The sequence below is a fragment of the Ciceribacter sp. RN22 genome (assembly GCF_024054295.1).
In the GTDB taxonomy this organism is placed as follows: domain Bacteria; phylum Pseudomonadota; class Alphaproteobacteria; order Rhizobiales; family Rhizobiaceae; genus Allorhizobium; species Allorhizobium lividum.
In genome coordinates, this window is the sequence record NZ_JAMXLD010000002.1 from 1,056,845 (window position 1) to 1,082,139 (window position 25,295).

Below are 25,295 nucleotides of genomic sequence, written 5' to 3' on the forward strand. Positions count from 1 at the left end.
CCTTGAACGACAAAATGCCCGCCAATCAACCCGCTGTGATCGGCGCGATCTGGATCTCAACACGACGGTTTTGGGCACGGCCATCCGGCGTCGCGTTCGAGGCGATCGGCTGGCTCGGGCCGAAGCCCAACGCCGACACGCGACGCGGGTCGATCCCTTGCGAGTTCAGGTAACTCGCAACCGACATGGCACGACGTTCGGACAGTGCCTGATTGTGGGCAAGGCTGCCGGTTGAATCGGTATGGCCGTTGACGTCGATCAGCGTACGGTCGAACTTGCGCAGCACGATCGCGACCGAATTGAGCGTCGGGTAGAACTGCGGCATCACCGCGTCCTGATCCGTCGCAAACGTGATGTTCGACGGCATGTTCAGGATGATCCGGTCACCCATGCGGGTCACCGAAATGCCGGTGCCCTGAAGCTGCGCCCGAAGCTCGGCTTCCTGGCGATCCATATAGTTGCCGATCGCGCCACCCGCGAGGGCGCCGATGCCCGCGCCGATCAGCGCGGCATTCCGGCCTTCGCGACCACCGCCGCCGATGGCAAGGCCGCCGAGGGCTCCGGCCGCGGCACCCAACATCGCACCGCCGGCGGTGTTCGACATCTTCTGTTCGCCGGTGTACGGATCGGTCGTGGTGCAGGCAGAAAGATAGGTCGCCGCGAGGGCCAGAACGGCAATTTTCTTGAGCATCGTCGGAATCACTCCAAAGGTTTCCTAAAAGGCCTCAACAGATCAATTGCGGCAATATGAAGTTGCAACCCTGTGCGGGGCTCACTCCGCCGCGCTTTTATGTCCGTAACGCTTCTCGATATAGTCGATCACCAGCGCCTCGAAGTCGGCAGCGATGTTGGGACCGCGAAGCGTCATCGCCTTCTGCCCATCGATGAAGACGGGGGCGGCCGGGCTTTCGCCGGTGCCGGGCAGTGAAATGCCGATATCGGCATGCTTGCTCTCGCCCGGCCCGTTGACGATGCAGCCCATGACTGCAACGTTCAGGCCCTCGACGCCCGGATACTTCTCCCGCCAGACGGGCATGTTCTTGCGAATATCCTCCTGGATACGCTGCGCGAGCTCCTGGAAGACGGTGGAGGTTGTTCGCCCGCAACCGGGGCAGGCGGCAACGACCGGAACGAACTGCCGGAACCCCATCACTTGCAGAAGCTCCTGTGCCACCTGAACCTCGCGGGTGCGGTCGCCGTTCGGCTCCGGCGTCAACGAGACACGGATCGTGTCGCCGATCCCCTGCTGCAGCACATAGCCCATGGCGGCCGACGAGGCGACGATGCCCTTCGAACCCATGCCCGCCTCGGTAAGGCCGAGATGCAGCGCATGATCCGAGCGCGCGGCGAGCATCGAATAGACGGCAATCAGATCCTGCACCTGGCTGACCTTCGCCGAGAGAATGATGCGGTTGCGCGGCAGGCCGATCTCTTCGGCAAGTTCGGCCGAAAGCAGCGCCGACTGTACGATCGCCTCGCGCGTCACCTGCCGGGCGGAAAGCGGAAATCCGTTCGCCTGGTTCTCGTCCATCAGCCGGGTCAGCAGTTCCTGGTCGAGCGATCCCCAATTGACACCGATGCGGACTGGCTTGTCATAGCGGATCGCGATCTCGACGATCTCGGAAAACTGCTTGTCCTTCTTGTCCTTGAACCCGACATTGCCCGGATTGATGCGATACTTGGCGAGCGCCTCCGCACAGGTCGGATGATCGGCAAGCAGCTTGTGCCCGATGTAGTGGAAGTCACCGACCAGCGGCACGTCCAGGCCGATCCGCAACAGCCGCTCCCGGATTCTCGGCACGGCTGCCGCACTTTCGTCGCGGTCGACAGTGATGCGGACGATTTCGGATCCTGCACGAAAGAGAGCCGCCACCTGGGCGACCGTCGCATCGACATCGGCCGTGTCCGTGTTGGTCATGGATTGAACGACAACCGGCGCACCACCACCGACAATCACTCCGCCGACATCCACGGCGACGGAGGCGCGACGCGGTTTGGGATCAAATTCTTCTGCCGAGGCCATTACCTGCTCGCAATCTGCGGGAAACCCTGTGTTTCAGGTGGATCAAACATGGCTTCTTGTCAACTCTGCGGCCGTTCCCACACCATGGCGAGCGGTCCGACCACCGGTCGGGACGCGAGAGCCACATGTCCTGCGCTATGTCATCCGTCGTTGACGCTTTGGCATTTGCCGATAGTTTGTCAAAGCCCCTTTTTCTTCCGGCCTCGAGGAGGACCGACGTGAAGCTGACTGTGAATGGAACAGACCATACACTCGAGGCAGAGGCAGACATGCCGCTCCTCTGGGCACTCCGCGACATCCTTGACATCAAGGGCCCGAAATTCGGCTGCGGCGCGGGTCTGTGTGGCGCTTGCACGGTGATAGTCGGCGGGGAGGCGGTCCGCTCCTGTCAGATTGCCACAGGCGACGTCGATAAACCGGTCTTGACTATCGAGGGACTTGCCGGCGACGAGCTTCATCCAGTTCAGCAGGCCTGGATCGAGGAACAGGTCGCGCAATGCGGCTATTGCCAAGCCGGTCAGATCATGAATGCGGTGGCGCTGCTCCAGTCCAATCCTGCGCCCAGCGATGACGAGATCGACGCGGCGATGGCCGGCAATCTCTGCCGCTGCGGCACCTACCCGCGCATCAGGGCGGCCATTCACAAGGCCGCGGCAAAGCTGGCGGGAGCACGGCCATGAGCAGAATCGGCAAGATCACTCGCCGCACATTGCTCGTCGGCGCTGCCGCCGTCGCAGGTGGCGTGGCATTCGGCTACTATCAGTACAGGAAACCCTATCCGAATCCGCTCCGCGATGGACTTGAGAAGGGCGAGGTTGCCTTCAATCCTTATGTCAAGATCGGCACGGACAATCGGATTTCGATCATCGCGCCACGTGCCGAGATGGGCCAGGGGGTGTATACGACGCTGGCAGCACTCGTCGCGGAGGAGTTGGACGTCACTCTGGAGCAGGTCGCGATCGAGCACGGGCCGGTGTCTCCGGCTTATTTCAACGAAGCGGCATTTCGCGACGGCGCGCCATTCCCGCAATTCGACGACGGCTTTCTCGCGGAAAGTCTTCGCGATGTCATGGGGGTCGTCGCCAAATTCGCCGGCCTGCAGTTCACCGGAGCGTCGACCTCCATGGCCGACGGCTTCGAGAAGATGCGCCTCGCAGGGGCGACTGCGCGTGAAATGCTGAAGACAGCGGCTGCGGCGAAACTGGGTGTGCCGCGCGACAGCTTGACGACTGCCGAGGGCTTCGTGTCCGATCCCAAGTCCGGCAAGCGCGTTGCCTACGGCGCCCTCGCCGTCGATGCCGCAAAGCTCGATCCGCCCTCCGAGGTCACGTTTCGTGACCGGTCGCAGTGGAAGATCCTCGGCAAGCCGCAGCCGCGCCAGGACATGGTGCGCAAGGTCACCGGTGCCCCGATCTTCGGGATCGATCTGAGCCTGCCCGGCATGCTTTACGGGACCGTGCGCATGAACCCAAAACCGGGCGGACGACTGAAGCGGTTCGACGCCAAAGCCGCGATGGCCATGCCGGGCGTGCAGAAAATCATTGAGATCGACAGTCCCTATGGCCATGGGATCGGGGTGATCGCGGACAATACGTGGCGGGCGTTCAAGGCCGCCGAAGCTGTCGAGATCGAATGGGCGAGCGGACCCGGCCCTGAGAGTTCCGCGGACGTCGACACGGCGCTGGAGGCTGCGCTGAACGGCACTGGCTCGTTCTCTCTCAGGACGATCGGGGACCCCGACGTCGTTTTTGCCGATGCCCCGCGCGAAAGAGTATTGGAGGCCGCCTACAAGGTCCCGTTCCTCTCCCACGTCGCCATGGAGCCGATGAACGCGACCGCCTACATCCGGGACGGACTTGTCGACATATGGGCGCCGAACCAGAGCCCCTCCCTGGTGAAGATCACCGCAAGCCGGGTGACCGGGGCCTCAGAAGACCGCATCGCGGTTCACACGACGTTTCTCGGCGGCGGCTTCGGCCGGCGCATCGAACCGGATTTCTCAGACTATGCGCTCCGTCTGGCTAAGGAAGCGGATGGCCGGCCGATCAAGGTCACCTGGACCCGCGAAGAAGACATAAGCCACGGGCCCTATAGGCCGGCGGCCATGGGGCGCTATAAGGCCGTTCTTGATGACGACGGCGTCCCGAAGGCACTGGTCGGGTCGATTGCCGCTCCATCGGTTGTCGCCAGCGCGCTCGGACGCTATTTCCCGGTTCTCCCCACCGGCGGACCGGACAGTACTCTCGTCGACGGAGCTTACAACCAGCCCTATGGCATCGCGAACTACCGCGTGGACGGCAGGAAGGTCGACATTGCCGTCCCGGTCGGTTTCTGGCGATCGGTCGGGTTTTCCTACAACACCTTCATGCATGAGAGCTTCATCGACGAGATCGCCCATGCCGGCGGCACCGATCCGCTCGAATTGCGGCGCAAACTCATGCGGGAATATCCAGTGGCCCTGGCTGTCCTCGAAAAAGTGGCGTCGATGTCTGGCTGGGGCACAACACCGGAACCCGGCAAGGCGCGCGGCCTTGCCTTCGCCCTCTCGTTCGGGACATGGGTCGCTCAGGTGGTCGAGGTTGCCGAGACCGCCGGCAACATCCGGATCGAACGGGTGTTGTGCGCTGCGGATCCCGGGATCCTACTCGATCCCTTGAACTTCAAGGCGCAGATGATGTCGGGCATCATCTTCGGTTTGTCGGCGGCAGTCGGACAGCAGATCACCTTCGCAGACGGAATGGTCGAGCAGTCGAACTTTCACGACTACGATTCCTTGCGCATCAATCAATGTCCGGTGATCGAGGTGGAGTTGCTCGAGAATGCACCGCGGCTCGGTGGCGCCGGCGAGCCAGGTACGCCGCCGGCGATGCCGGCGCTCGGCAACGCGATTTTCGCACTGACTGGCAAGCGCCTCCGACGCCTGCCGTTTTCCGAAGACGTGACGTTTGCCTGAACAGCGCTGCTTAGCCGCCGCTCGCGCGGTCGGCGTAACGGGCCAGACTTGAAAGTGCGAAGACGACGACGTTCAGGAACGAGACGGCGATGAATACCGCCGAGAGCGAGGTGTGCTCCGCGACAAAGCCGATTATTGACGGCGCAAAGAGGATCCCCGAGTAGCCGAGAGTGGTCACCACCGACAGGCCGATCCCCGGAGCAAGCCCGGGAATATTGCCGCCTGCGGAAAAGGCAATCGGCACCATATTGGAGATACCAATGCCGGCAACGGCGAAACCGACCAGCGCGATCGTCAAGTTGGGTGCGAGGCCCGCAGTCACCAATCCGATGAACGATGCCGCGGTGCAAAGGCGCAAGGTTCGGACGGCACCAAGGCGATCGCGTACTAGGTCTCCGGCAAACCGCATCCCGGCCATCGCGAGCGAGAAGGCCGCGAATGCGAAGCCGGAGAAGGAGACCGACGCACCGAGCTCCGTGCGCAGGTAGAGAGCGCCCCAGTCGAGCGTCGTGCCTTCCGGTATCATCGAAAAGAGCGCGACGAGCCCGACCAGCCACGGCAGTGGCGTCAAGGGCAACCGCGCCTTCGCCCGCTGCTCCGAGGCGTGAGGCCGGTCCGCGAGAATACTCGGCCGGGCGATCAGGAACAACGCCAGCGCCACAGTCGCCGCGAGAACGGAGTGCGCGAGATCGCCAACCAAGGCGATCAGGTATCCTCCGAGCGCCGAGCCGACCAGGCCGCCGAGGCTCCAGAATGCATGACAGGACGACATGATCGAACGCCGCATCGTCCGCTCGACCTCCACCGCGTTTGCATTCATCGCAACGTCCATCGCGCCGGTCAGACCGCCGAACAGAAAGATCGCAGCGACACCGGTCCAGATGTCACCGACGAGAGATATGCCCACGATGGTCGGAAGGAACAGAATGGTTGCGACCTGGACCACCTGCCGCGACCCGAAGCGGGCAATCTGAAACCCGGCGATCGGCATCATCAGCAGAGAACCCGCGCCGAAGACGAAGAGCATCACACCGAGGCCTCCCTCGGAAAGACCGAGAGCGCCCGCGAAGAGCGGGATCTTGGGTGCCCAAGACCCCATCATCATTCCGTTGAGAAAAAAGAGCAGGGACACGGCCCAGCGCGTGGCCGGGAAGAAGGAGGGTGCTGCGGCTCCAATTACCATCTCACATCGGGTTTCGGTCATGATCTCCTCCACTGCAAGCGCTTGCAATCTATTTAAATCGATTGAATTCGCAAGCGATGTGCCCCACATCGATGCTCACATTTTGTTTCCTGCGGAAACGTCGATGGACGGCAAGTGCCCGCACGGTGGGCGTAGGCGCTCGTCGCGATGCGTACGACTCACGCAAATCTTTGTTGCACGCGGGTCAACCATCGTATATACGAATATTTGTAGATAAAAGTTTCACGGAGGTTTCCCAATGTCTCTCGATCGTGCCGTGCTCGCCTTCGCCGGCGTGATGGTTCTCCTGTCCGTCGTCCTGACGGTTTACGTCCATCCGCTTTTCGTCTGGTTTACCGTCTTCATCGGCGTCAATATGTTCCAATCCGCATTCACCGGCTTCTGCCCCGCCGCCATGATCTTCAAAAAGCTCGGCTTCCGTCCGGGAACGGCTTTCTGACGCAGTCCTGAAAAGGAAAAGCAAAATGTATCGCCCGCCGCTCGCACGCCTGGTAGCGTTCGCTCTGATCTTCTCCGCCTCCGCCGCGGCCGCAGAAACCCTGCGGGTCCAACCAGTGACCATTCCCGAATGGAAGGCCGTCTACGGGCGCGTCGAAGCTCGCGACAGCGTGCCGGCACGCGCGCGGATCGGCGGCACTGTCGTCGACCTCAAGGTCACGGAAGGCGACAGCGTCTCGACCGGCGATGTCATCGCGACCGTTCGAGACGACAAGATCGAATTTCAGATCGCGGCGATCGACGCGCAGCTCCTCGGTCTCAAGGCATCGCTCGACAACGCCCAGGCCGAGCTGGCGCGCGGTGAAGAGCTGATCAAGCGCGGCGTGACCACCGCCCAGCGGCTCGATGCGCTGCGCACGCAGGTGGACGTCGTCCGTAACCAGATCGCGGCGGCCGAAGCGCAGCGTTCGGTGATCGTCCAGCAGGGCAAGGAAGGCTCGGTGCTCGCACCGACCACCGGGACGGTCCTAACGGTTCCCGTGACCCGCGACACCGTCATCATGGCCGGCGAGACGGTCGCGACCATCGGCGGCGGCGGGTTTTTCCTGCGACTTGCCGTACCTGAACGCCACGCCGACCTCCTCAAGGAAGGCGCCACGATCGAGATCGACGGAACGACCGGCGATCATCGGACGGGCCGGCTCGCAAAGATCTATCCCGAAATAGACAATGGCCGCGTCATCGCAGACGTGGAAGTCGATGCGCTGCCGACCAGCTTCGTCAACAAGCGCCTGCTGATCCGTCTGCCCGTCGGAGAGCGGCAGGCTCTGCTGGTTCCGCAAGCCGCAGTCACCAGCCGCTACGGCGTCGACTACGTCACCGTGAAGAGCGGAGAGGTGACCGCGGAACGCACTGTCGTCACAGCCAAGCCGATCACCTACGAAGGCGCGCCGATGACGGAAATCCTGACCGGCATCCGGGCCGGTGACGAGGTTGTACTGCCATGAAAATCCAGAATCTGGGTATCGCGGGCGGGTTGACGAAAACCTTCATCACGTCACCACTCACTCCTCTCTTTCTGCTTGCCGCCTTTGCGCTCGGCGTCGTCGCCCTCTTGACCTTGCCGCGCGAAGAGGAGCCGCAGATTTCGGTCCCCATGGTGGACATCATGGTCCGCGCCGACGGCCTGAAGGCGGAGGATGCGGTCAAGCTCGTCACGGAGCCCTTGGAGACGATCGTCAAGGGGATCAACGACGTCGAGCATGTCTATTCGCAAACCGCCGATGATCAGGTGATGGTCACGGCGCGGTTCGTGGTTGGCACGTCGGGCGATTCGGCCGTCTTGCGCGTCCATGACAAGATCCGCGCGAATATGGGCTCCATCCCCGTCGGCATTCCGGAGCCGCTTGTCGTCGGTCGAACGATCGATGACGTCGCAATCGTATCACTCACCCTGACACCGTCCCTCGAAAAAGGTGCGAACGTTACGGCCAACGACCTGACGCGCATCGCCCGCGAGCTTCGGGTCGAGCTGGCGAAGATCGAGAACGTCGGCCTGAGCTATCTTGTCGGTGAGACCGGCGAGGCGATCCGCGTCGCGCCGGATCCGGAAAAGCTTGCACTCTATGGCATGACGCTCCAGCAGCTTTCCGGCAAGGTGACGGCGGCCAACCGGTCGTTCTCGACCGGCCGCGTTCGCGACGGCGGGCAGCAGATCGAGGTCGTGGCGGGAGAGACGCTCTCTACGCCCGCCGATATCGGTAACCTGCTACTGACCACCCGCGACAACCGTCCGGTTTATGTCCGCGACGTCGCGGACGTATCTTTCGTCACCGACACCGCCGAGGCGCGCGCTTCCACCGTGACCCGTGGAGAGAACGGGGAACTGAAGCGGGTTCCGGCCGTGACGCTGGCGATCGCCAAGCGCGCCGGAGCAAACGCCGTCCTTGTATCGGAAGAGATCCTTCATCGCGTTGAGGAACTGAAAGGAACTCTTATCCCGAATTCCATGGATGTCGAGGTAACCCGAGACTACGGCGACACGGCGAACGAGAAGGCGAACGAACTGCTTTTCCACCTCGGCCTCGCCACGCTCTCGATCATCGCGTTGGTTTGGGTCGCGATCGGCCGCCGCGAAGCCCTCGTGGTCGCAATCGTCATCCCGATCACGATCCTGCTGACGCTGTTTGCCGCCAATCTCATGGGCTACACGCTGAACCGCGTCTCGCTCTTCGCGCTCATCTTCTCGATCGGCATTCTCGTCGACGACGCCATCGTCGTAATCGAGAACATCGCCCGCCATTGGGGTATGTCCGATGGGACAGACCGGCGAGAGTCGGCGATTGAAGCCGTCGCCGAAGTCGGCAATCCGACGATCGTCGCGACTCTCACGGTCGTGGTTGCCCTGCTTCCCATGATGTTCGTTTCAGGCATGATGGGCCCTTACATGAGCCCTATTCCGGCCAACGCCTCGGCTGCGATGATTTTCTCCTTCTTCGTCGCGGTGGTAGTGACGCCCTGGCTGATGCTGAAGATCGCTGGTAAGGCAAAGCTGCATCACGATGCGGACCACGGATCGGGAGGCACGCTCGGACGAGCATATGCGGCTGTCGCGAGACCCATCCTCGCGACCAAGAAGAAGAGTTGGATCTTCCTGCTTCTCGTCGGCGTGGCGACGCTCGGCTCACTGGCGCTCTTCTACACGAAGGACGTCACGGTGAAGCTGCTCCCCTTCGACAACAAATCGGAACTACAGGTCATGATAGACCTGCCGGAAGGTTCCTCCGTCGAAACGACGGATGCAGTCGCGCAGGCCGTCGCCAAGGTCGTGCTGGACACGCCGGAGGTGATCTCGGTGCAGACCCATGCCGCGACCGCAGCACCATTCAACTTCAACGGTCTCGTCCGGCACGCCTATCTGCGATCCAGCCCCGAAATGGGCGACGTCCAGATCAACCTGCTGCCTAAGGGGGAACGGGATCGCTCCAGCCACGAGATCGCTCTCGATCTGCGGCAGCGCCTCATCTCACAAGTGAACGTCCCCGAGGGCAGCTCACTCAAGGTCGTCGAGCCACCGCCCGGTCCGCCGGTTATGGCAACGCTGCTTGCTGAAATCTACGGCCCTGATGCCGACACCCGCCGCGCGACTGCGGAGAAGGTAAAGACAGCGTTCCGTTCGGTTCCCTTCATCGTCGACGTCGACGACAGTTACGGCCAACCCGCGAGACGCCTGCGTGCGACGATCTCGACCGACGATCTCGATTTCTACGGCGTCTCGGAGAGCGATGTGTTCGATACGTTGTCGATCCTCAACGGCACGACGACGATCGGTTACAGCCACCGCGGCGATGGACGCGCGCCGATCCCGATCGAGATCACCCGACCAAAGGGTACGAAGGTTCTCGACGAGACCTTCCTCGCAACGCCAATCCCGGCGAACCTCCTGCCGGGCTCCCGATCGGTGGTCGAACTCGGCGACGTCATCCGCGTCAAGGAGGAACAGGCTTCCTTCCCGATCTTCCGCCACAACGGCCGTTACGCCGAGATGGTGACGGCAGAGCTTGCCGGGGACTTCGAAGCGCCGCTTTACGGCATGCTGGCCGTTCAGGATGCGCTGGATGCCCAGGACTGGACCGGATTGCAGAAACCCGAGATCGCCCTGCACGGCCAGCCGACCGACCAGAGCAAGCCTGTCTTGCTGTGGGACGGCGAGTGGGAAGTGACGTGGGTCACGTTCCGCGACATGGGCGCCGCCTTCATGGTGGCGCTGCTCGGGATCTATATCCTGGTTGTCGCGCAGTTCGGCTCGTTCAAGGTGCCGCTGGTGATTCTCACCCCGATTCCGCTGACTTTCATCGGCATTCTCGGCGGTCACTGGCTGTTCGGTGCTCCGTTCACTGCGACATCGATGATCGGCTTTATCGCGCTTGCCGGCATCATCGTGCGCAACTCGATCCTGCTGGTCGACTTCATCCGCCACGCCCGCACACCGGAGCGTCCGCTGACGGACGTCCTGATCGAGGCCGGCTCGATCCGCTTCAAGCCGATCCTGCTGACCGCGCTTGCGGCGATGATCGGCGCCGCCGTGATCCTCACCGACCCGATCTTCCAGGGGCTGGCGATTTCGCTGCTCTTCGGGCTCGCGTCATCGACGCTGCTGACGGTCCTCGTCATTCCGGCGATCTACCGCGTCCTCCGCACCTGAGACGCCCGGACGATAAAAGCAGACGCCCGCAAAACGACTGTTTTGCGGGCGTTTTCTTATTCAACGGCTCGATCAGACGCAGGTCATTTGGCCGGAAGCCAAGCCTCCGCAAGCTCGACCCAGAAGCTCGTGCCGATCGGCAGAATGTCGTCGTTGAAGTCGTAACGGGGATGATGCAGCGGAGGATCATCGGGGGTCCGCTGAGTACCCACGAAGAAATAAGTGCCCGGCCTCGCCTGCAGCATGTAGGCGAAGTCTTCGCTGCCCATGGTCGGTCGCTCCATCTCGATGATCTTCTCAGCTCCCGCAAAGCGTGTCGCGAGCGCCCGGACGAAATCGGTTTCGGCCTTGTGGTTTATGGTGGCGTTGTAACCGCGCTCGTAGACAACGGTCGCCGTCATGCCGTAGCTGGCCGCCTGACCCTCCGCGATCCCGCGAACCCGCTGTTCGAGCTGGTCTCGCACCTTGGCATCGAAGGATCGGATGCTGAGCAGCATTTCGGCACGCTCCGGGATGACGTTGCTGGCACCGCCGGCGTGGAACGCGCCGACTGTCACGACAGTCGGATCAAGCGGATGGACATTGCGGGAAACGATCGTCTGCAGCGCCATGATGATACTGGCGCCGGCGACGACGGGATCGGCCGTGTCTTGCGGTTCGGCGCCGTGGCCGCCGCGACCGTTGACCGTGATCTTGCACTCGTCGACAGCCGCCATGATCGGCCCGTCACGAAAAGCGAAGTGGCCGAAAGGGATCGTGGGGTCATTGTGGAGAGCGAAGACCGCATCGCACGGAAATCTATCGAAGAGACCATCTTCGATCATCAGCCTGGCTCCGCCGAAATTTTCCTCGGCCGGCTGGAAGATCAGATGCACCACACCGTCGAAATTCTTCCGCTCCGCGAGAATCTTCGCGGCACCGAGCAGCATGGCCGTATGGCCGTCATGTCCGCAGGCGTGCATTACACCGGGATTCCTGCTTTGGTATTCGGCGCCGGTCTCTTCGAGGATCGGCAGCGCATCGAAATCGGCGCGTATGCCAATGCTCCTGCCACTGCTCCCGTTGCGAAGCGTCGCGACGATGCCGGTCTTCGCGAGCCCACGCGTAACCTCATAGCCCATGGCAACAAGCTGAGCCGCGACATAATTGGACGTCTCGAACTCGGAAAGGCCGATTTCGGGATGCTGGTGCAGATAGCGTCGCGTTGCCACGATCTCGGGCATATAGTTCGAAAAGCGTATCGTCATCGTTTCACCGGCTGTTGATCGAAGGGGGAAATCCGGACGCATGCGGCGTTTCCGGGCGACGAGGTGGTGGTTTCCGGGCGCGAAAAATCGACCGGAGAGGAGCGGCAAGTTTTGCACTTGTTCTGTCATTCTTCAAGCGTATAACCGGCTTCCGAAGCCAGTCGGAGCCCGAGGATTCTTCAAATGGCGGAGAAAGAGCCTACCCATCAGGAGCAGGAAACGCCCGCTCGACGGAGCTTCCATCGTGCTGGGGAAGCTGAGCGGCGAAAGGCCCTGATTCAGGCAACCCTCGACTGCATCAGCGAATATGGCTTGGAAGGCGCTACGGTTCGGCAGATTGCCGCGAGAGCTGGCGTGACTGGCGGCCTCATCCGTCACTATTTCTCCGGCAAGGACCAGATGCTAGAGGCGGCCTACCGCGAAATCATGGACACGATGAGTTCGGCGGCCTTCCATGCGCTGGAACACGCTGGCGACAGCGCACGGGTACGCCTGCACGATTTCATTGTCGCAAACCTGACGCCCCCAGTCACGGATCCCCGCACGATGTCGCTCTGGGCGGCCTTCATCAGTCACGTCCGGGTCGATCCGGGTTTTGCGGAGATCCAGCGCGAAAACTATCTGGCCTATCTGGCCGTCCTTCAGCAACTGGTGGAGAAATTCCTCGCGGAAGCCGGGCGCCCGGCCACCACAGAAACCTGTCGAAAGCTTGCGATCGCGATCAACGGGATGATCGACGGCCTTTGGCTCGAAGGTTCCTTGGCAGACGACCTCTTCGAGGACGACCCTCTGCCCGGCATCGCCCTTGCAGCGGTGGAATTGCTTCTTGGAGGCCTGAGCCTTTCGGAAAAGCATGGCGCCGACTCTGAAACGCCCGGGCGCTGAAGCAACGGGACAAGGAGAGCGATCAATGAATCGCGTCGCCCGCACGTCAACGCAATAGCTCTTGGCTACTGCTTTGAAATAAGGCATAAAAAAGCCCATTTTCCCGTAGAGGGCAGTCTATCTCCGTCTAGGTCCAGTTTTCTTTCACCAGCGTCATTCGCCAGCGGCTTGAAGTTCGGCATCGGAACATGAGCAAGGCCGTCGTGTTGACACGCCGGGGATAGAGGCAGGTCGGGACAGTCCGGCAATCATCTTTCTGACAGAACTCGAGAATATGTCCCTACCCATGACGTCGCTCACCTCGTCGCGCGAATTCGAGACAAAACAGATCGATCACAACGATTCGATCCGCGCTGCCTACTTCTCGAACGAAGAACTTTGCGAAAGCGCAGCAGCACTCGCTCGCGACGGTGCCAACGAGTTGCCGGCGCTCTTCGCCTTCGACTTCTTCGCGCGCCACAAGGAGAACGAACGGGAGATCCTGCGGGTCTACCGGGCAACCGCCGCCGACGTCGAAAACGGCGCGACGATCACGCCTGCGGCCGAATGGTTGCTCGACAACCACTATATCATCGAAGAGGCTATCCAGGAGGTCCGCCGGGACTTCCCGCGTCGGTTCTATCGACAGCTACCGACAATGAGGATCGGGGAACACGAAATCCCCCGCACCATGGCGCTCGCCTGGCTTTATGTCGCCCACACGCACAGCACCGTGTCCCAGGAAAGCATGACCGCGCTGGTCGAGGGCTTTCAGTCGTCGCAGACGCTTGAGATCGGCGAACTGTGGGCTCTGCCGTCCATCGTCCGGTTCGTCCTGATCGAAAACCTCCGACGGATTTCGACCCGCGTCGACCGCTCGCGCCGGATGCGGCGAAAGGCAAACGAGATTGCCGACGAAGTAATCCGCCTCAACGACCCCGCCGCCTGCAAGGAGCTCTTCAGCCGCATCGAACCGCTGGCAGAGGACAATACCTTCGCGACCCAATTCCTCTACCGCATGCGGAACGGCTCGCAGGACACGAGCTTTGCCGTCAACTGGCTGGAGGAGCATCTGGAACGCTCCGGCCGCACCGCCGACGAGGCGATGACGGCAGAGCATAACCGCCTATCGTCCGGCAACGTGACAACCGGCAACATCGTCAAGAGCCTTCGCGAGATCGACGACAAGGAGTGGTCCGTCTGGGTCGAGCAGGTTTCGCAGGTCGACAAGATCCTCGGCCAGCATACCGACTACCACGAACTTGATTTCGGCTCGCGCAACGCCTATCGCAACACCATCGAGCGCCTCGCCCGCCGTTCCGAAAAGACCGAGATCGAGATCGCGCAACTCGCAATCGACATGGCGGCCGAAGCCGCTCGCGATCCCGCACGCGTCGATGCACAATCCAATGTCGGCGGCTTACTGGTGGGATCGCAGCGCAAGCGCCTCGAACAGGCGATCGGCTATCGTCCGCCGCTGCACCTGCGCATCGCCAATCTCGTGCGCCGCATGAACTGGATGGCGATCGCTATTCCCGTGATCGCGATCACCATCGCGGTGCTGGCGGCGGTTGGCTGGTTCCTCGCCGACGCCGGGCTTTCGTCACCGCTGATCTTCGTTTTGCTTCTGATGCTGTCATTGCCGGCCTCCGAAGGCGCGACCGGCCTTTTCAATACGCTGGTCACCTTTGTCGTCAAGCCGGCCCGCCTTACCGGCTACGAATTCAAGGAAGGCATCCCGGAGGATGCGCGCACGCTGGTCGTGGTGCCGTGCCTCATCGCGAAGCGTGACGATGTCGATGAGCTCATTCGCAATCTCGAGGTGCACTACCTCACGAACCCGCGTGGCGAGATATCCTTCGCCCTGCTTAGCGACTGGCGCGACAGCCCGGTCGAAGAGACGCCCGCAGATCTCGAAATCCTCGAATATGCAAAGCGCGAAGTGGCGACCCTCAGCGCCCGCTACGCTCACGACGGCAAGACGCGTTTCTATCTCCTTCACCGGCGCCGGCTCTTCAACCCGGCCGAGGGCGTCTGGATGGGCTGGGAACGAAAGCGTGGCAAGCTGCACGAGCTCAATCTCCTGCTGCGCGGCGACCGCGACACGACCTACCTGCCCGGTGCCAACATCGTGCCGGAAGGCGTCCAGTATGTCATGACGCTCGATGCGGATACCCGTCTCATGCGCGACGCAGTGACCAAGCTCGTCGGCAAGATGCACCATCCGATCAATCGGCCGGTCCACGATCCGGAAACGGGCCGGGTCGTCAGCGGCTACGGCGTACTACAACCCCGCGTGACGCCGTCGCTGACCACCGGTGAAGACGCTTCGGTCTTCCAGCGCGTTTTCTCGATCAATCGTGGTGTCGACCCTTACGTCTTCACAGTATCTGACGTCTATCAGGACATCACAGGCGAGGGCACTTTCACCGGCAAGGGTCTCTACCATGTCGACGCCTTCGAGCGGGCCTTGAAGGGCCGAATCGATGAGAATACGGTTCTCAGCCACGACCTGCTCGAAGGGTCTATGGCACGGTGTGCTCTGGTTACGGACGTCGAATTCGTCGAGGACTTCCCGACCCGATACGAAGTCGAGATTTCCCGCCAGCACCGTTGGGCGCGCGGCGACTGGCAACTCCTCCCCTATATCTTCGATCCGTCACGCGGCATCACCGCTCTCGGGCGCTGGAAGATGGTCGACAACCTTCGCCGCTCTCTGACCCCGATGGCCTGGTTCCTGGCATCGGCGATCGGCTGGTACGCCATGACCCCGGTCGGGGCGGCGATCTGGCAGCTCCTGCTGATCTTCTGCATCTTCGTCGCGCCGACACTCTCGCTGCTTTCGGGCCTTGTTCCGCGCCAGACCGATATCGTGCCGAAGGCGCACTTCCAGTCGCTCTGGTCGGAGGTTCGGTCCGCCAATGCGCAAGTTGCCCTCCGCATCGTCTTCATCACCGATGCGGCATGGATGATGGGCGATGCGATCGTCCGCTCTCTCTATCGCCTCTTCGTCAGCCGCAAGCTCCTGCTCGAATGGCGCACCGCCGGCAGCATCCAGTCGGTCGCTCAGGGCAATATACTGACCTACTACCGTTCGATGCGTCACGCGCCGGCGCTCGCGCTCGCGGCGATCGGCCTTGCCTCGTTGTCCGGCAATTACGGCTTCCTCATCGGCCTGCCGTTTGCCACCTTCTGGCTCCTGTCGCCCGTTGTCGCCTGGTATGTCAGTCAATCGGCCGAGACCGAGGATCGCCTGTTCGTGCCTGAAGAGGTGACGGTCGAGCTACGCAAGATCGCTCGCCGGACCTGGCGCTACTACGAAGCGTTCGTAACGGCCGACGACAACTATCTGCCACCTGACAACTTCCAGGAAACGCCGGAGCCGGTTCTCGCCCGCCGCACCTCGCCGACGAATATCGGCGTCTATCTGCTCTCGGTCGTCTCGGCTCGCAATTTCGGCTGGATCAGTTTCGAACAGACGATCGAGCGGCTGGAGCAGACGATCGCGACCGTCGAGAAAATGGAGAAATTCCGCGGCCACCTCTACAACTGGTACTACACAGACACGCTGAAGACACTCGGTCCGCGGTATATTTCGGCCGTCGACAGCGGCAATCTGGCCGGCCATCTCATCGCCGTTTCGTCCGCCTGCCGGGAATGGGCCGAGGCACCGTCGGCCCACCTGCAGGGCAATCTCGATGGCATCGGCGATGTCGGCGGCATCCTTCTGGAAGCGCTTGCCGAACTGCCGGATGATCGCAAGACCGTGCGCCCGCTGCGCCGCCGGCTCGAAGAGCGTATCAACGGCTTCAACAACGCACTTGCCGCCGTCAAGCGCGAGCACGAATTCGCATCCATCCGGGTCATCAATCTGGCGGTACTCGCGCGCGACATCCAGAAGCTCGCCTCGAACCTCCACCACGAGGTGCGTTCCGAACAGAGCAGCGAGGTTACCCGCTGGACGGAAGCACTGGTCAGGGCCTGCGAGGCGCACATCTCCGACAGCACGTTCGATCTTTCCAATATCGAACCACTCCGTCAGCGGCTTGCGACCTTGCGCGACCGCGCCCGTGACATCGCCTTCTCGATGGACTTCGGCTTCCTGTTCCGTCCCGAACGTCGCCTTCTATCAATCGGTTATCGGGTCGACAGCCGTGAGCTGGACGAAGCCTGCTATGATCTGCTGGCCTCGGAAGCCCGCCTGACAAGTCTTTTTGCCATAGCCAAGGGAGACCTCCCGACTGAGCACTGGTACCGTCTCGGCCGCCAGGTCGTGCCGATCGGCGCCCGTGCCGCCCTGATTTCCTGGTCGGGCTCGATGTTCGAGTACCTGATGCCGCCGCTCGTGATGCAGGAGCGGCAAGGTGGTATCCTCAACCAGACGAACAATCTCGTCGTCCGGGAGCAGATGAACCACGGGAAGCGTCTCAACATTCCTTGGGGTATTTCGGAAGCCGCCTTCAATGCCCGCGACCACGAATTGACTTATCAATATACCAATTTCGGGGTCCCGACCCTCGGGCTGAAGCGCGGCCTCGGCCAGAACGCGGTCATTGCGCCCTACGCGTCGATCCTGGCCAGCCAGTACTTCCCGAAAGCTGCTCTGGAGAACCTCGAGCGGTTGCGCAAGCTCGGAGCGCTCGGCGCCTACGGCTTCCACGATGCGGTGGACTTCACGCCAACCCGCGTGCCCGAAGGAAAGACCTGCGCGGTCATCTACAACTACTATGCCCACCATCACGGCATGTCGATCGCGGCCATTGCCAACGTGGCCTTCAACGGGCACCTGCGCGAGCTCTTCCATTCCGATCCGGTGATCGAAGCGGCGGAACTCCTGCTGCAGGAGAAGGCCCCTCGCGAAATCCCTGTCATGAGTGCGAAATACGAACCCCAGACACCCGGAAAGGGTCAGGCCGATCTCCTGCGGCCGGAGATTCGCACGATCGTGGATCCCGCGACGAAGGATCGCGAACTGGCCTTCCTATCGAACGGACACTACTCGGTCATGCTCACGGCGACCGGCTCCGGTTTCTCGCGCTGGAACGGTCAGGCCGTTTCGCGCTGGAAGGCAGATCCGACCGAGGATCGCTGGGGCACCTTCATCTTCTTGCGCGACATGGGAAGCGGCGAGTGGTGGTCGACCACGGCGACGCCCCGGCGCGCCGAAGACGAGAAGACCAAGACGATCTTCGGGGACGACAAGGCGGAATTCTTCAAGACCGTCGGAGACATCTCGAGTTCCGTCGAATGCATCGTGGCGACCGAACACGACGCCGAAGGTCGTCGTGTCACGCTCCTCAACACCGGACCCGAGGACAGGTTCATCGAGGTGACGTCCTACCTCGAACCCGTCCTAGCCTATGAAGACGCGGACAATGCCCACACGGCATTCTCGCGGATGTTCATCAAGACCGAGTTCGGCCGACGCCGTGACGTCATCCGTGCAGAGCGCAACAAGCGCAGCCCCTCCGATCCGGACATCTGCGTCGCTCACCTCGTGGTCGACAATGCTGGCCCCGGCCGCCCGACAGAATTCGAGACGGACCGGCGCAAGTTCCTCGGCCGCGGCCGCAACCTTGCCAACGCCGCAGCCTTCGATCCGGGGGCGACGCTCTCGGGAACGGAAGGCTACACCCTCGATCCGGTTCTCAGCTTGCGCCGGGTCGTGCGCGTGCCGTCCGGCAAGAAGGTCAGCGTGATCTTCTGGACCATCGCGGCACCGAGCCGACCAGAGGTGGACCGGGCGATCGAGCGCTACCGTCACCCCGACGCTTTCAGCCACGAGTTGGTGCACGCCTGGACGCGTGCCCAGATCGAGTTGCGCCACATAGGCATCACCTCGCAACAAGCCGCCGCGTTCCAGCATCTCGGTCGTTATCTGGTCTACCCGGACAATCACCTGCGCGCAGACCCGGAAACCGTCAGAACTGGGCTCGCGTCGCAGCCCGCGCTGTGGCCTTTGGCGATTTCGGGAGACTTCCCGATCTTCGCGCTGCGGATCAACGACGACATGGACATGGAGATCGCACGCGAAGCGCTCAGCGCGCTCGAATTCCTGCGTCGCCGTGGCGTCGTCGCCGATCTGGCGGTCATCAACGAACGGGCAACCTCCTATGCGCAGGACATGCAACACGCATTGGAACGGCTTGCCGAAAACTTGCGCTACCGCCAGGCGGATGGCGGTCGGCAGCACGTGTTCACGGTGCGCAACGACCTGATGGAGGAAGGGACCACCCAGGCCCTGCTGGCGGCGGCCCGGGTCGTCCTCCATGCCCGAAACGGCAAGATCGTCGACCAGGTGAATCGTGCGGTTTCGCTGTTCGCGACGCCGCGACTGCCCGAAGGCGCTGAGCCCGACTGGGTCGGGTTGCCGCCGACGCAGCCGCGCAAGGATCATGGACTTCTGCCGAATGAGCAGAGCGGTCTACAGTTCTGGAACGGTTTCGGCGGCTTCGACAAGGACGGCGCCGAGTACGTGGTGCGTCTCGGCTCCAATGGAACAACGCCTCACCCGTGGATCAACGTGATCGCCAACGAACAGTTCGGCTTCCATGTGTCGGCCGAGGGCGCCGGTTTCACCTGGAGCCAGAACTCCCGCGACTACCAGTTGACACCGTGGAGCAACGATCCAGTTACCAACAGGCCGGGCGAGGCTTTCTACGTCTGCGACCTGACGAGCGGCAGGATGTTCTCGCCGACCAGTACGCTCAACCTCGACGAGACGAGCCGTTACGAAACCCGGCACGGCCTCGGCTACAGCGTCTTCAAGAGCCGGCATGACGGACTGGAGCTTGAACTGACGCAGACCGTCGATCGCAGCCGGCCAATAAAGCTGTCGCGGATGGTGATCCGCAATACCGGTAAGGTTGCCCGCACATTCAGGGTCTATGGCTATGCCGAATGGGTTCTGGGCAACAACGCTCAGAAGACGGCGCCGTTCATATTGGCCTCGTTCGATGAGGACACGGGCGCGCTCTTCGCGACAAACCGTTACGACATCAACTATCCCGGCCGTACGGCGTTTCTGGCGGCAAGCGACCCGGCCGGAAGCTACACGGCCAGCCGCCGCGAATTCATCGGCCGGAACGGCTCGATCGAACTGCCGCAAGCCGTTGCACGGCAATCAAAACTGCTGAACTCGATCGAAACCGAAGGCGATCCGTGTGCCGCACTCGCCCTCGATATCGAAGTGCCCGCCGGAGCAACAAAGGAACTCTGCTTCTTCCTCGGCGACTGTGCCACCGCGGCCGAGGCAAGCAAGCTGATCGCGGAGGTCCGCAAAGAGAGCGTCGTACGCATCCTGGATACGCAGCAGGCATTCTGGCATGACTTTACCGGCAGACTGCAGGTGAATACGGGCGACAAGTCGTTTGACTATCTGGTCAACGCCTGGCTGCCCTACCAGGCCCTGAGCTGCCGTCTGCTGGCCCGAGCCGGTTTCTACCAGGCGAGTGGTGCCTACGGTTTCCGCGACCAGTTGCAGGATACGCTGGCGTTCCTCACCGTCGATCCGAGACTGGCACGCCGGCAGATTCTGTACGCGGCCTCCCGACAGTTCGTCGAAGGCGACGTGCAGCATTGGTGGCTGCCTCAGACCGGTGCCGGGGTTCGTACCCGCATCTCCGACGATGTCGTCTGGCTGGCACATGCCATCGACAACTACGTCACCGCAACCGGTGAAAAGGCGATTTTGGATGAGCCGATTTCGTTCCTCGAAGGACCCGCGTTGCCGGAAGGCGAAGCTGATTCGTTCTTCTTGCCGCAATCGACTGAAGACCGCTTTAGCCTTTATGAACATGCCGCCCGTGCTCTCGACCTCGCGGTCGCACGCACAGGTGTTCACGGCTTGCCGCTGATTCTCGGCGGCGACTGGAACGACGGCATGAACCGCGTCGGACACAAGGGACAGGGCGAAAGCGTCTGGCTCGGGTGGTTCCTTGCAGGAACACTGAAATCATTCCTTGCCTATGCAGAGGAGCGCGGCGACAGCGCCCGCATCGCCCGGTGGACGGCGCATCTCACAGAACTCGGCTCCGCTCTTGAGAGCGCCGGTTGGGATGGCGAATACTACCGTCGTGGCTATTTCGACGACGGCACCCCTCTGGGGTCGACCCAATCGGAAGAATGCCGCATAGACTCGATCGCCCAGTCTTGGAGTGTTCTTTCGCGCCAGGCTCCACCGGAGCGTGCGACCGCCGCGATCGAAGCTGCGGTTTCCAAGCTGGTCGATGAGGAGGCAGGCATCGTCAGGCTCTTTACCCCTCCCTTCGAGAAGAGCGCAGCGGACCCGGGCTATATCAAGGCCTATCCGCCCGGCGTCCGTGAGAACGGTGGCCAATACACCCATGCCGCCATCTGGCTCGGCATGGCGCTGGCGGAACTCGGCCGCGATGCCGATGCCTGGCATTGCTTCAACATGCTCAATCCGTTGAAGCACGCGCTCGACATGGACGCGGCGGAACGCTACCGCGTCGAACCGTACGTCGTCGCGGCAGACATCTACGGCGACAACGCCTATCTCGGACGAGGCGGCTGGACCTGGTACACGGGCTCGGCAGGCTGGCTCTATCGCTTCGCAGTCGAGAGCATCCTCGGCGTTACAAAAAGGGGCGACACACTCTTCGTCCGTCCTTGCCTGCCGCCCGAGTGGAAGGGTTTCGAGGCGACGCTCACTATCTCCGACCGTGTATACGGCGTCGCAGTGAAGCGATCTGACGGAGGAAACTACGAAGTGACCGTCAACGGCAAGAAGCTCACGGACCTCGAACGCGGCTTCGCACTCGCAAAGTCCAAATAGCCGTTCGGCGCCGCACCGCCGTCGAGACGCGCGGACGAAAGAGCCCCGGAGAGCAATTGCTTTCCGGGGCTCTTTACTTTCGGTCTAAGGCGTCCTCAACCTTCGAAGACGACCAGCAAGTCCTTGGCGTCGATCTGGTCGCCGGTCTTCACCAGCACTTCCGCGATGACACCATCGCGATCGGCATGGATTGCAGTCTCCATCTTCATGGCTTCGATCGAGAGCAGAACGTCGCCTGCCTTGACCGTTTGGCCAGACGAAACGGCAACCGTTGAGACAACCCCCGGCATCGGCGCTCCGATATGTGCCGGATTACCCGCCTCCGCCTTGCGGCGAACAGCGCCGGCTGCGGCTCCGTGAGCACGGTCCGGCACCTTGATGCGGCGCGGCTGCCCGTTCAACTCGAAGAAGACGGTGACCATCCCCTTGTCGTTCACCGCCCCCATCGCCTGGTTGACGATGACCAGTGTCTTTCCCTTCTCCAGATCGACAAAGAGTTCCTCGCCGGCTGGCAGGCCATAGAAGTAGTTCGGTGTCGGGATGACGGAAACCGGACCATACGTCTCGGCGGCGAGCGCGTAGTCCGTAAAGACCTTCGGATACATCAGGTAGGATGCGAGTTCGAAGTCGGAGACCTTGCGTTCGAGCTTTTCCTCGATTGCGGCACGTTCGGCTTCGATGTCCGTTTCCGCGAGCAGCGAACCCGGCCGCACAGTGTAGGGTTTGTCTCCTTTGAGAACCTTCTTCTGTAGACCTTCAGGCCAGCCGAGCGGCGGCTGCCCGAGATCCCCCCTCAGCATCGATACGACCGACTCGGGGAAAGAAACATCCTTCTCCGGATTGACGACGTCTTCAACCGTGAGGTCCTGGCTGACCATCATCAGCGCCATGTCGCCGACCACCTTGGAGGATGGTGTCACCTTGACGATATCGCCGAACATCTGGTTGGCGTCGGCATAGGCCTGAGCAACCTCATGCCACCGTGTCTCGAGACCGAGCGAGCGGGCCTGCTCCTTGAGGTTGGTGAACTGCCCGCCCGGCATTTCGTGTAGATAGACTTCCGAGGCTGGCCCCTTGAGATCGCTCTCGAAGGCGGCGTACTGATTGCGGACGGCCTCCCAGTAGAACGATATGCGGCGGATCCAGTAGGGATCGAGTTCGGGATCTCGCTCCGATCCGCGCAGGGCCTCGACGATCGAACCGAGGCAAGGCTGCGAGGTGTTGCCGGAAAGCGCATCCATCGCCGCGTCCACGGCGTCGACCCCCGCGTCCACGGCCGCAAGAACCGTTGCGGCCGAAATCCCCGATGTGTCGTGGGTATGGAAATGGATGGGCAGACTCGTCGCCTCGCGCAAAGCCTTGAAGAGGATCCTTGCGGCAGCCGGCTTCAGGAGGCCCGCCATATCCTTGACGGCGATAATGTGAGCGCCTGCCTTTTCGAGCTCTGCTGCAAGCGCAGTATAGTACTTCAGGTCGTACTTCGCGCGCGCCTCGTTCAGGATATCGCCGGTGTAGCAGATCGCGGCCTCGCAGAGCTTGTTCTCCTCGGCGACGGCATCCATCGCCACCCGCATGTTGTCCACCCAGTTCAGACAGTCAAAGACGCGGAAAAGATCGATGCCACCGGCAGCGGCCTGGCGGACGAAGTACTTGACGACGTTGTCGGAGTAATTCTTGTAGCCGACGCCGTTGGCGCCACGCAGCAGCATCTGCAGCAGCAGGTTCGGGGCACCTTCACGGATGAGCGCCAGACGCTCCCACGGGTCTTCGGTAAGAAAACGCATCGAGACGTCGAAGGTCGCGCCGCCCCAGCATTCCAGCGAAAGAAGGTTCGGCAACGCACGAGCGTACGTACCGGCCACACGAGCGATGTCGAAAGTACGGATGCGGGTCGCCAGCAGCGACTGGTGGCCGTCGCGCATCGTCGTGTCCGTCACGAGGACACGCTTCTGGTCGCGCATCCATGCGGCAAATTTCGCCGGGCCCAGTCTGTCGAGCAACTGCTTCGTGCCGGCCGGAACCTCCCCTTCAATGAACGGAACGACCGGATCCGCGGCATCCTCGGGGGGACGCGGACGTCCTTTCACTTCCGGATGACCATTTACCGTAACGTCAGCGAGATAGGTAAGCAGCTTGGTTGCGCGGTCCTGGCGCTTCACCTGTGCGAAAAGCTCAGGCGTCGAGTCGATGAAGCGCGTCGTATAGCTGTTGTCGCGGAATTTCGGATGGCCGATGATCGCTTCGAGAAAGGTGAGGTTCGTCGCCACGCCGCGAATGCGGAATTCGCGTAGCGCCCGGTCCATCCGCCGGATAGCCTCTTCCGGCGTCGGCGCCCAGGCGGTCACCTTTTCCAGAAGCGGGTCGTAGTAGCGTGTGATGACAGCCCCGGAATAAGCGGTGCCGCCATCCAGACGGATACCGAAGCCGGTTGCGCCGCGATAGGCGGTGATACGGCCGTAATCCGGGATGAAATTCTGCTCCGGATCTTCGGTGGTGATACGGCACTGCAGCGCATGGCCGTTGAGGCGGATATCTTCCTGCTTCGGAACGCCGGATTCGGGCGTGCCGATCGCATGCCCTTCGAGGATATGGATCTGCGCCTTGACGATGTCGATGCCGGTCACCGCCTCCGTCACCGTGTGCTCGACCTGGATGCGCGGATTGACCTCGATGAAGTAGAATTTGCCGGTATCGGCGTCCATCAGGTACTCGACGGTGCCGGCACCGATGTAGTTGGTCGCACGGGCGATCTTCAGCGAATATTCGGCGAGCTCCTGGCGTTGCGCTGCGGTCAGATAAGGTGCCGGAGCGCGCTCGACGACCTTCTGGTTGCGGCGCTGGATGGAGCAATCACGCTCGTAAAGGTGTACGGCATTGCCGTGCGTATCGCCGAGAATCTGGCTTTCGACGTGGCGCGCATGTTCGACCAGCTTCTCGAGGTAAACCTCGTCCTTGCCGAAGGCTGCCTTCGCCTCGCGCTTCGCTTCGATGACTTCCCGCGCCAGGTCCTTGGGATCACGGATTGCCCGCATCCCGCGTCCGCCGCCGCCCCAGGACGCCTTCAACATCACCGGATAGCCGATCTCCTCGGCCATGCGCGCGACCTCTGTCATGTCGTCGGGCAGCGGCTCGGTTGCCGGCACCACCGGCACGCCGACGCTGATTGCAAGATTGCGCGCGGCAACCTTGTTGCCGAGCTGGCGCATAGTCTCGGCCTTTGGCCCGATGAACGTAATGCCGGCAGCGTTACAGGCGTCGACGAATTCCGGGCTTTCCGAAAGCAGGCCATAGCCCGGATGGATCGCGTCGGCCCCAGAAAGCTTGGCGACCCGGATGATTTCGTCGATGGAGAGGTAACTCTCGATGGGACCGAGATCACGGGCAAGATGCGGACCGCGCCCGACCTGGTAACTCTCGTCCGCCTTGAAACGGTGCAGGGAAAGCTTGTCTTCCTCGGCCCAGATCGCGACTGTTTTCAGTCCCAGTTCGTTCGCCGCACGGAAAACGCGGATGGCGATCTCGGATCGGTTGGCAACAAGAATCTTGGAAATGGTCAAATCGGTCT

Annotated in this window: 12 protein-coding genes; 7 read left to right on the forward strand and 5 right to left on the reverse strand. The window is 62.1% G+C overall.

The features are described from left to right. Positions 1-25: 25 nt before the first annotated feature. Positions 26-691 carry an OmpA family protein gene (locus NHF53_RS20005; RefSeq protein ID WP_252835752.1) on the reverse strand — a complete coding sequence of 222 codons (666 nt, stop codon included), beginning with the start codon at positions 689-691 and terminating at the stop codon, positions 26-28. A gap of 81 nt (positions 692-772) precedes the next feature. Beyond that, positions 773-2,023 (reverse strand): flavodoxin-dependent (E)-4-hydroxy-3-methylbut-2-enyl-diphosphate synthase, encoded by a 1,251-nt coding sequence (gene ispG, locus NHF53_RS20010; RefSeq protein ID WP_252835753.1) that lies wholly within the window; start codon positions 2,021-2,023, stop codon positions 773-775. 218 nt (positions 2,024-2,241) lie between these two features. On the opposite strand from ispG, the gene NHF53_RS20015 reads away from it, so the two are divergent. Together NHF53_RS20015 and NHF53_RS20020 are read left to right on the forward strand one after the other, a co-directional pair. Next, positions 2,242-2,703, forward strand: a complete 462-nt coding sequence (locus NHF53_RS20015; protein WP_308218687.1) for a 2Fe-2S iron-sulfur cluster-binding protein — start codon at positions 2,242-2,244, stop codon at positions 2,701-2,703. Beyond that, the gene (locus NHF53_RS20020) at positions 2,700-4,976 is read left to right on the forward strand and encodes a molybdopterin cofactor-binding domain-containing protein (protein WP_252835754.1); all 2,277 of its coding nucleotides are present in this window, start codon (positions 2,700-2,702) and stop codon (positions 4,974-4,976) included. Before NHF53_RS20015 ends, NHF53_RS20020 begins: the two co-directional genes overlap by 4 nt. 10 nt (positions 4,977-4,986) lie before the next feature. Here NHF53_RS20020 and NHF53_RS20025 read toward each other — a convergent pair whose 3' ends face one another. Then, complete coding sequence (locus NHF53_RS20025; RefSeq protein ID WP_114363003.1) at positions 4,987-6,159, reverse strand: MFS transporter; 1,173 nt, start codon at positions 6,157-6,159, stop codon at positions 4,987-4,989. Between the two features lie 259 nt (positions 6,160-6,418). Here NHF53_RS20025 and NHF53_RS20030 point away from each other — a divergent pair, with 259 nt between their 5' ends. Genes NHF53_RS20030 through NHF53_RS20040 form a run of 3 tightly spaced genes read left to right on the forward strand, consistent with a single transcriptional unit; the run spans position 6,419 to position 10,822 of the window. Further along, on the forward strand, positions 6,419-6,619 hold the full coding sequence (locus NHF53_RS20030; RefSeq protein WP_112686328.1) for a DUF2892 domain-containing protein: 201 nt from the start codon (positions 6,419-6,421) through the stop codon (positions 6,617-6,619). Positions 6,620-6,644: 25 nt separating this feature from the next. Further along, positions 6,645-7,625, forward strand: a complete 981-nt coding sequence (locus NHF53_RS20035) for an efflux RND transporter periplasmic adaptor subunit (RefSeq protein WP_252835755.1) — start codon at positions 6,645-6,647, stop codon at positions 7,623-7,625. After that, a complete protein-coding gene (locus tag NHF53_RS20040; RefSeq protein WP_252835756.1) occupies positions 7,622-10,822 on the forward strand; it encodes an efflux RND transporter permease subunit in 3,201 nt (1,066 codons plus the stop codon). The genes NHF53_RS20035 and NHF53_RS20040 overlap by 4 nt, the downstream gene beginning before the upstream one ends. Positions 10,823-10,905: 83 nt before the next feature. Here the strand turns inward: NHF53_RS20040 and NHF53_RS20045 are convergent, their stop codons facing one another. After that, on the reverse strand, positions 10,906-12,069 hold the full coding sequence (locus tag NHF53_RS20045; protein WP_252835757.1) for a M20 aminoacylase family protein: 1,164 nt from the start codon (positions 12,067-12,069) through the stop codon (positions 10,906-10,908). A 183-nt stretch (positions 12,070-12,252) separates the two neighbouring features. Here NHF53_RS20045 and NHF53_RS20050 point away from each other — a divergent pair, with 183 nt between their 5' ends. After that, positions 12,253-12,954 carry a TetR family transcriptional regulator C-terminal domain-containing protein gene (locus NHF53_RS20050; protein ID WP_252835758.1) on the forward strand — a complete coding sequence of 234 codons (702 nt, stop codon included), beginning with the start codon at positions 12,253-12,255 and terminating at the stop codon, positions 12,952-12,954. 274 nt (positions 12,955-13,228) lie between these two features. Further along, positions 13,229-21,730: a GH36-type glycosyl hydrolase domain-containing protein gene (locus NHF53_RS20055; protein WP_252835759.1), complete on the forward strand. Its 8,502-nt coding sequence runs from the start codon at positions 13,229-13,231 to the stop codon at positions 21,728-21,730. A 95-nt stretch (positions 21,731-21,825) separates the two neighbouring features. Here NHF53_RS20055 and pyc read toward each other — a convergent pair whose 3' ends face one another. Continuing rightward, entirely contained in the window at positions 21,826-25,287 is a 3,462-nt protein-coding gene (pyc, locus tag NHF53_RS20060) for a pyruvate carboxylase (protein WP_252835760.1), read from the reverse strand. Positions 25,288-25,295: the final 8 nt, after the last annotated feature.

Excerpts from the sequence above, each read along its gene's own strand:
- NHF53_RS20005 (WP_252835752.1), bottom strand. The coding sequence starts at position 691 with ATGCTCAAGAAAATTGCCGTTCTGGCCCTCGCGGCGACCTATCTTTCT.
- ispG (WP_252835753.1), bottom strand. The coding sequence starts at position 2,023 with ATGGCCTCGGCAGAAGAATTTGATCCCAAACCGCGTCGCGCCTCCGTC.
- NHF53_RS20020 (WP_252835754.1), top strand. The coding sequence starts at position 2,700 with ATGAGCAGAATCGGCAAGATCACTCGCCGCACATTGCTCGTCGGCGCT.
- NHF53_RS20025 (WP_114363003.1), bottom strand. The coding sequence starts at position 6,159 with ATGGTAATTGGAGCCGCAGCACCCTCCTTCTTCCCGGCCACGCGCTGG.
- NHF53_RS20030 (WP_112686328.1), top strand. The coding sequence starts at position 6,419 with ATGTCTCTCGATCGTGCCGTGCTCGCCTTCGCCGGCGTGATGGTTCTC.
- NHF53_RS20035 (WP_252835755.1), top strand. The coding sequence starts at position 6,645 with ATGTATCGCCCGCCGCTCGCACGCCTGGTAGCGTTCGCTCTGATCTTC.
- NHF53_RS20040 (WP_252835756.1), top strand. The coding sequence starts at position 7,622 with ATGAAAATCCAGAATCTGGGTATCGCGGGCGGGTTGACGAAAACCTTC.
- NHF53_RS20045 (WP_252835757.1), bottom strand. The coding sequence starts at position 12,069 with ATGACGATACGCTTTTCGAACTATATGCCCGAGATCGTGGCAACGCGA.
- NHF53_RS20050 (WP_252835758.1), top strand. The coding sequence starts at position 12,253 with ATGGCGGAGAAAGAGCCTACCCATCAGGAGCAGGAAACGCCCGCTCGA.
- NHF53_RS20055 (WP_252835759.1), top strand. The coding sequence starts at position 13,229 with ATGTCCCTACCCATGACGTCGCTCACCTCGTCGCGCGAATTCGAGACA.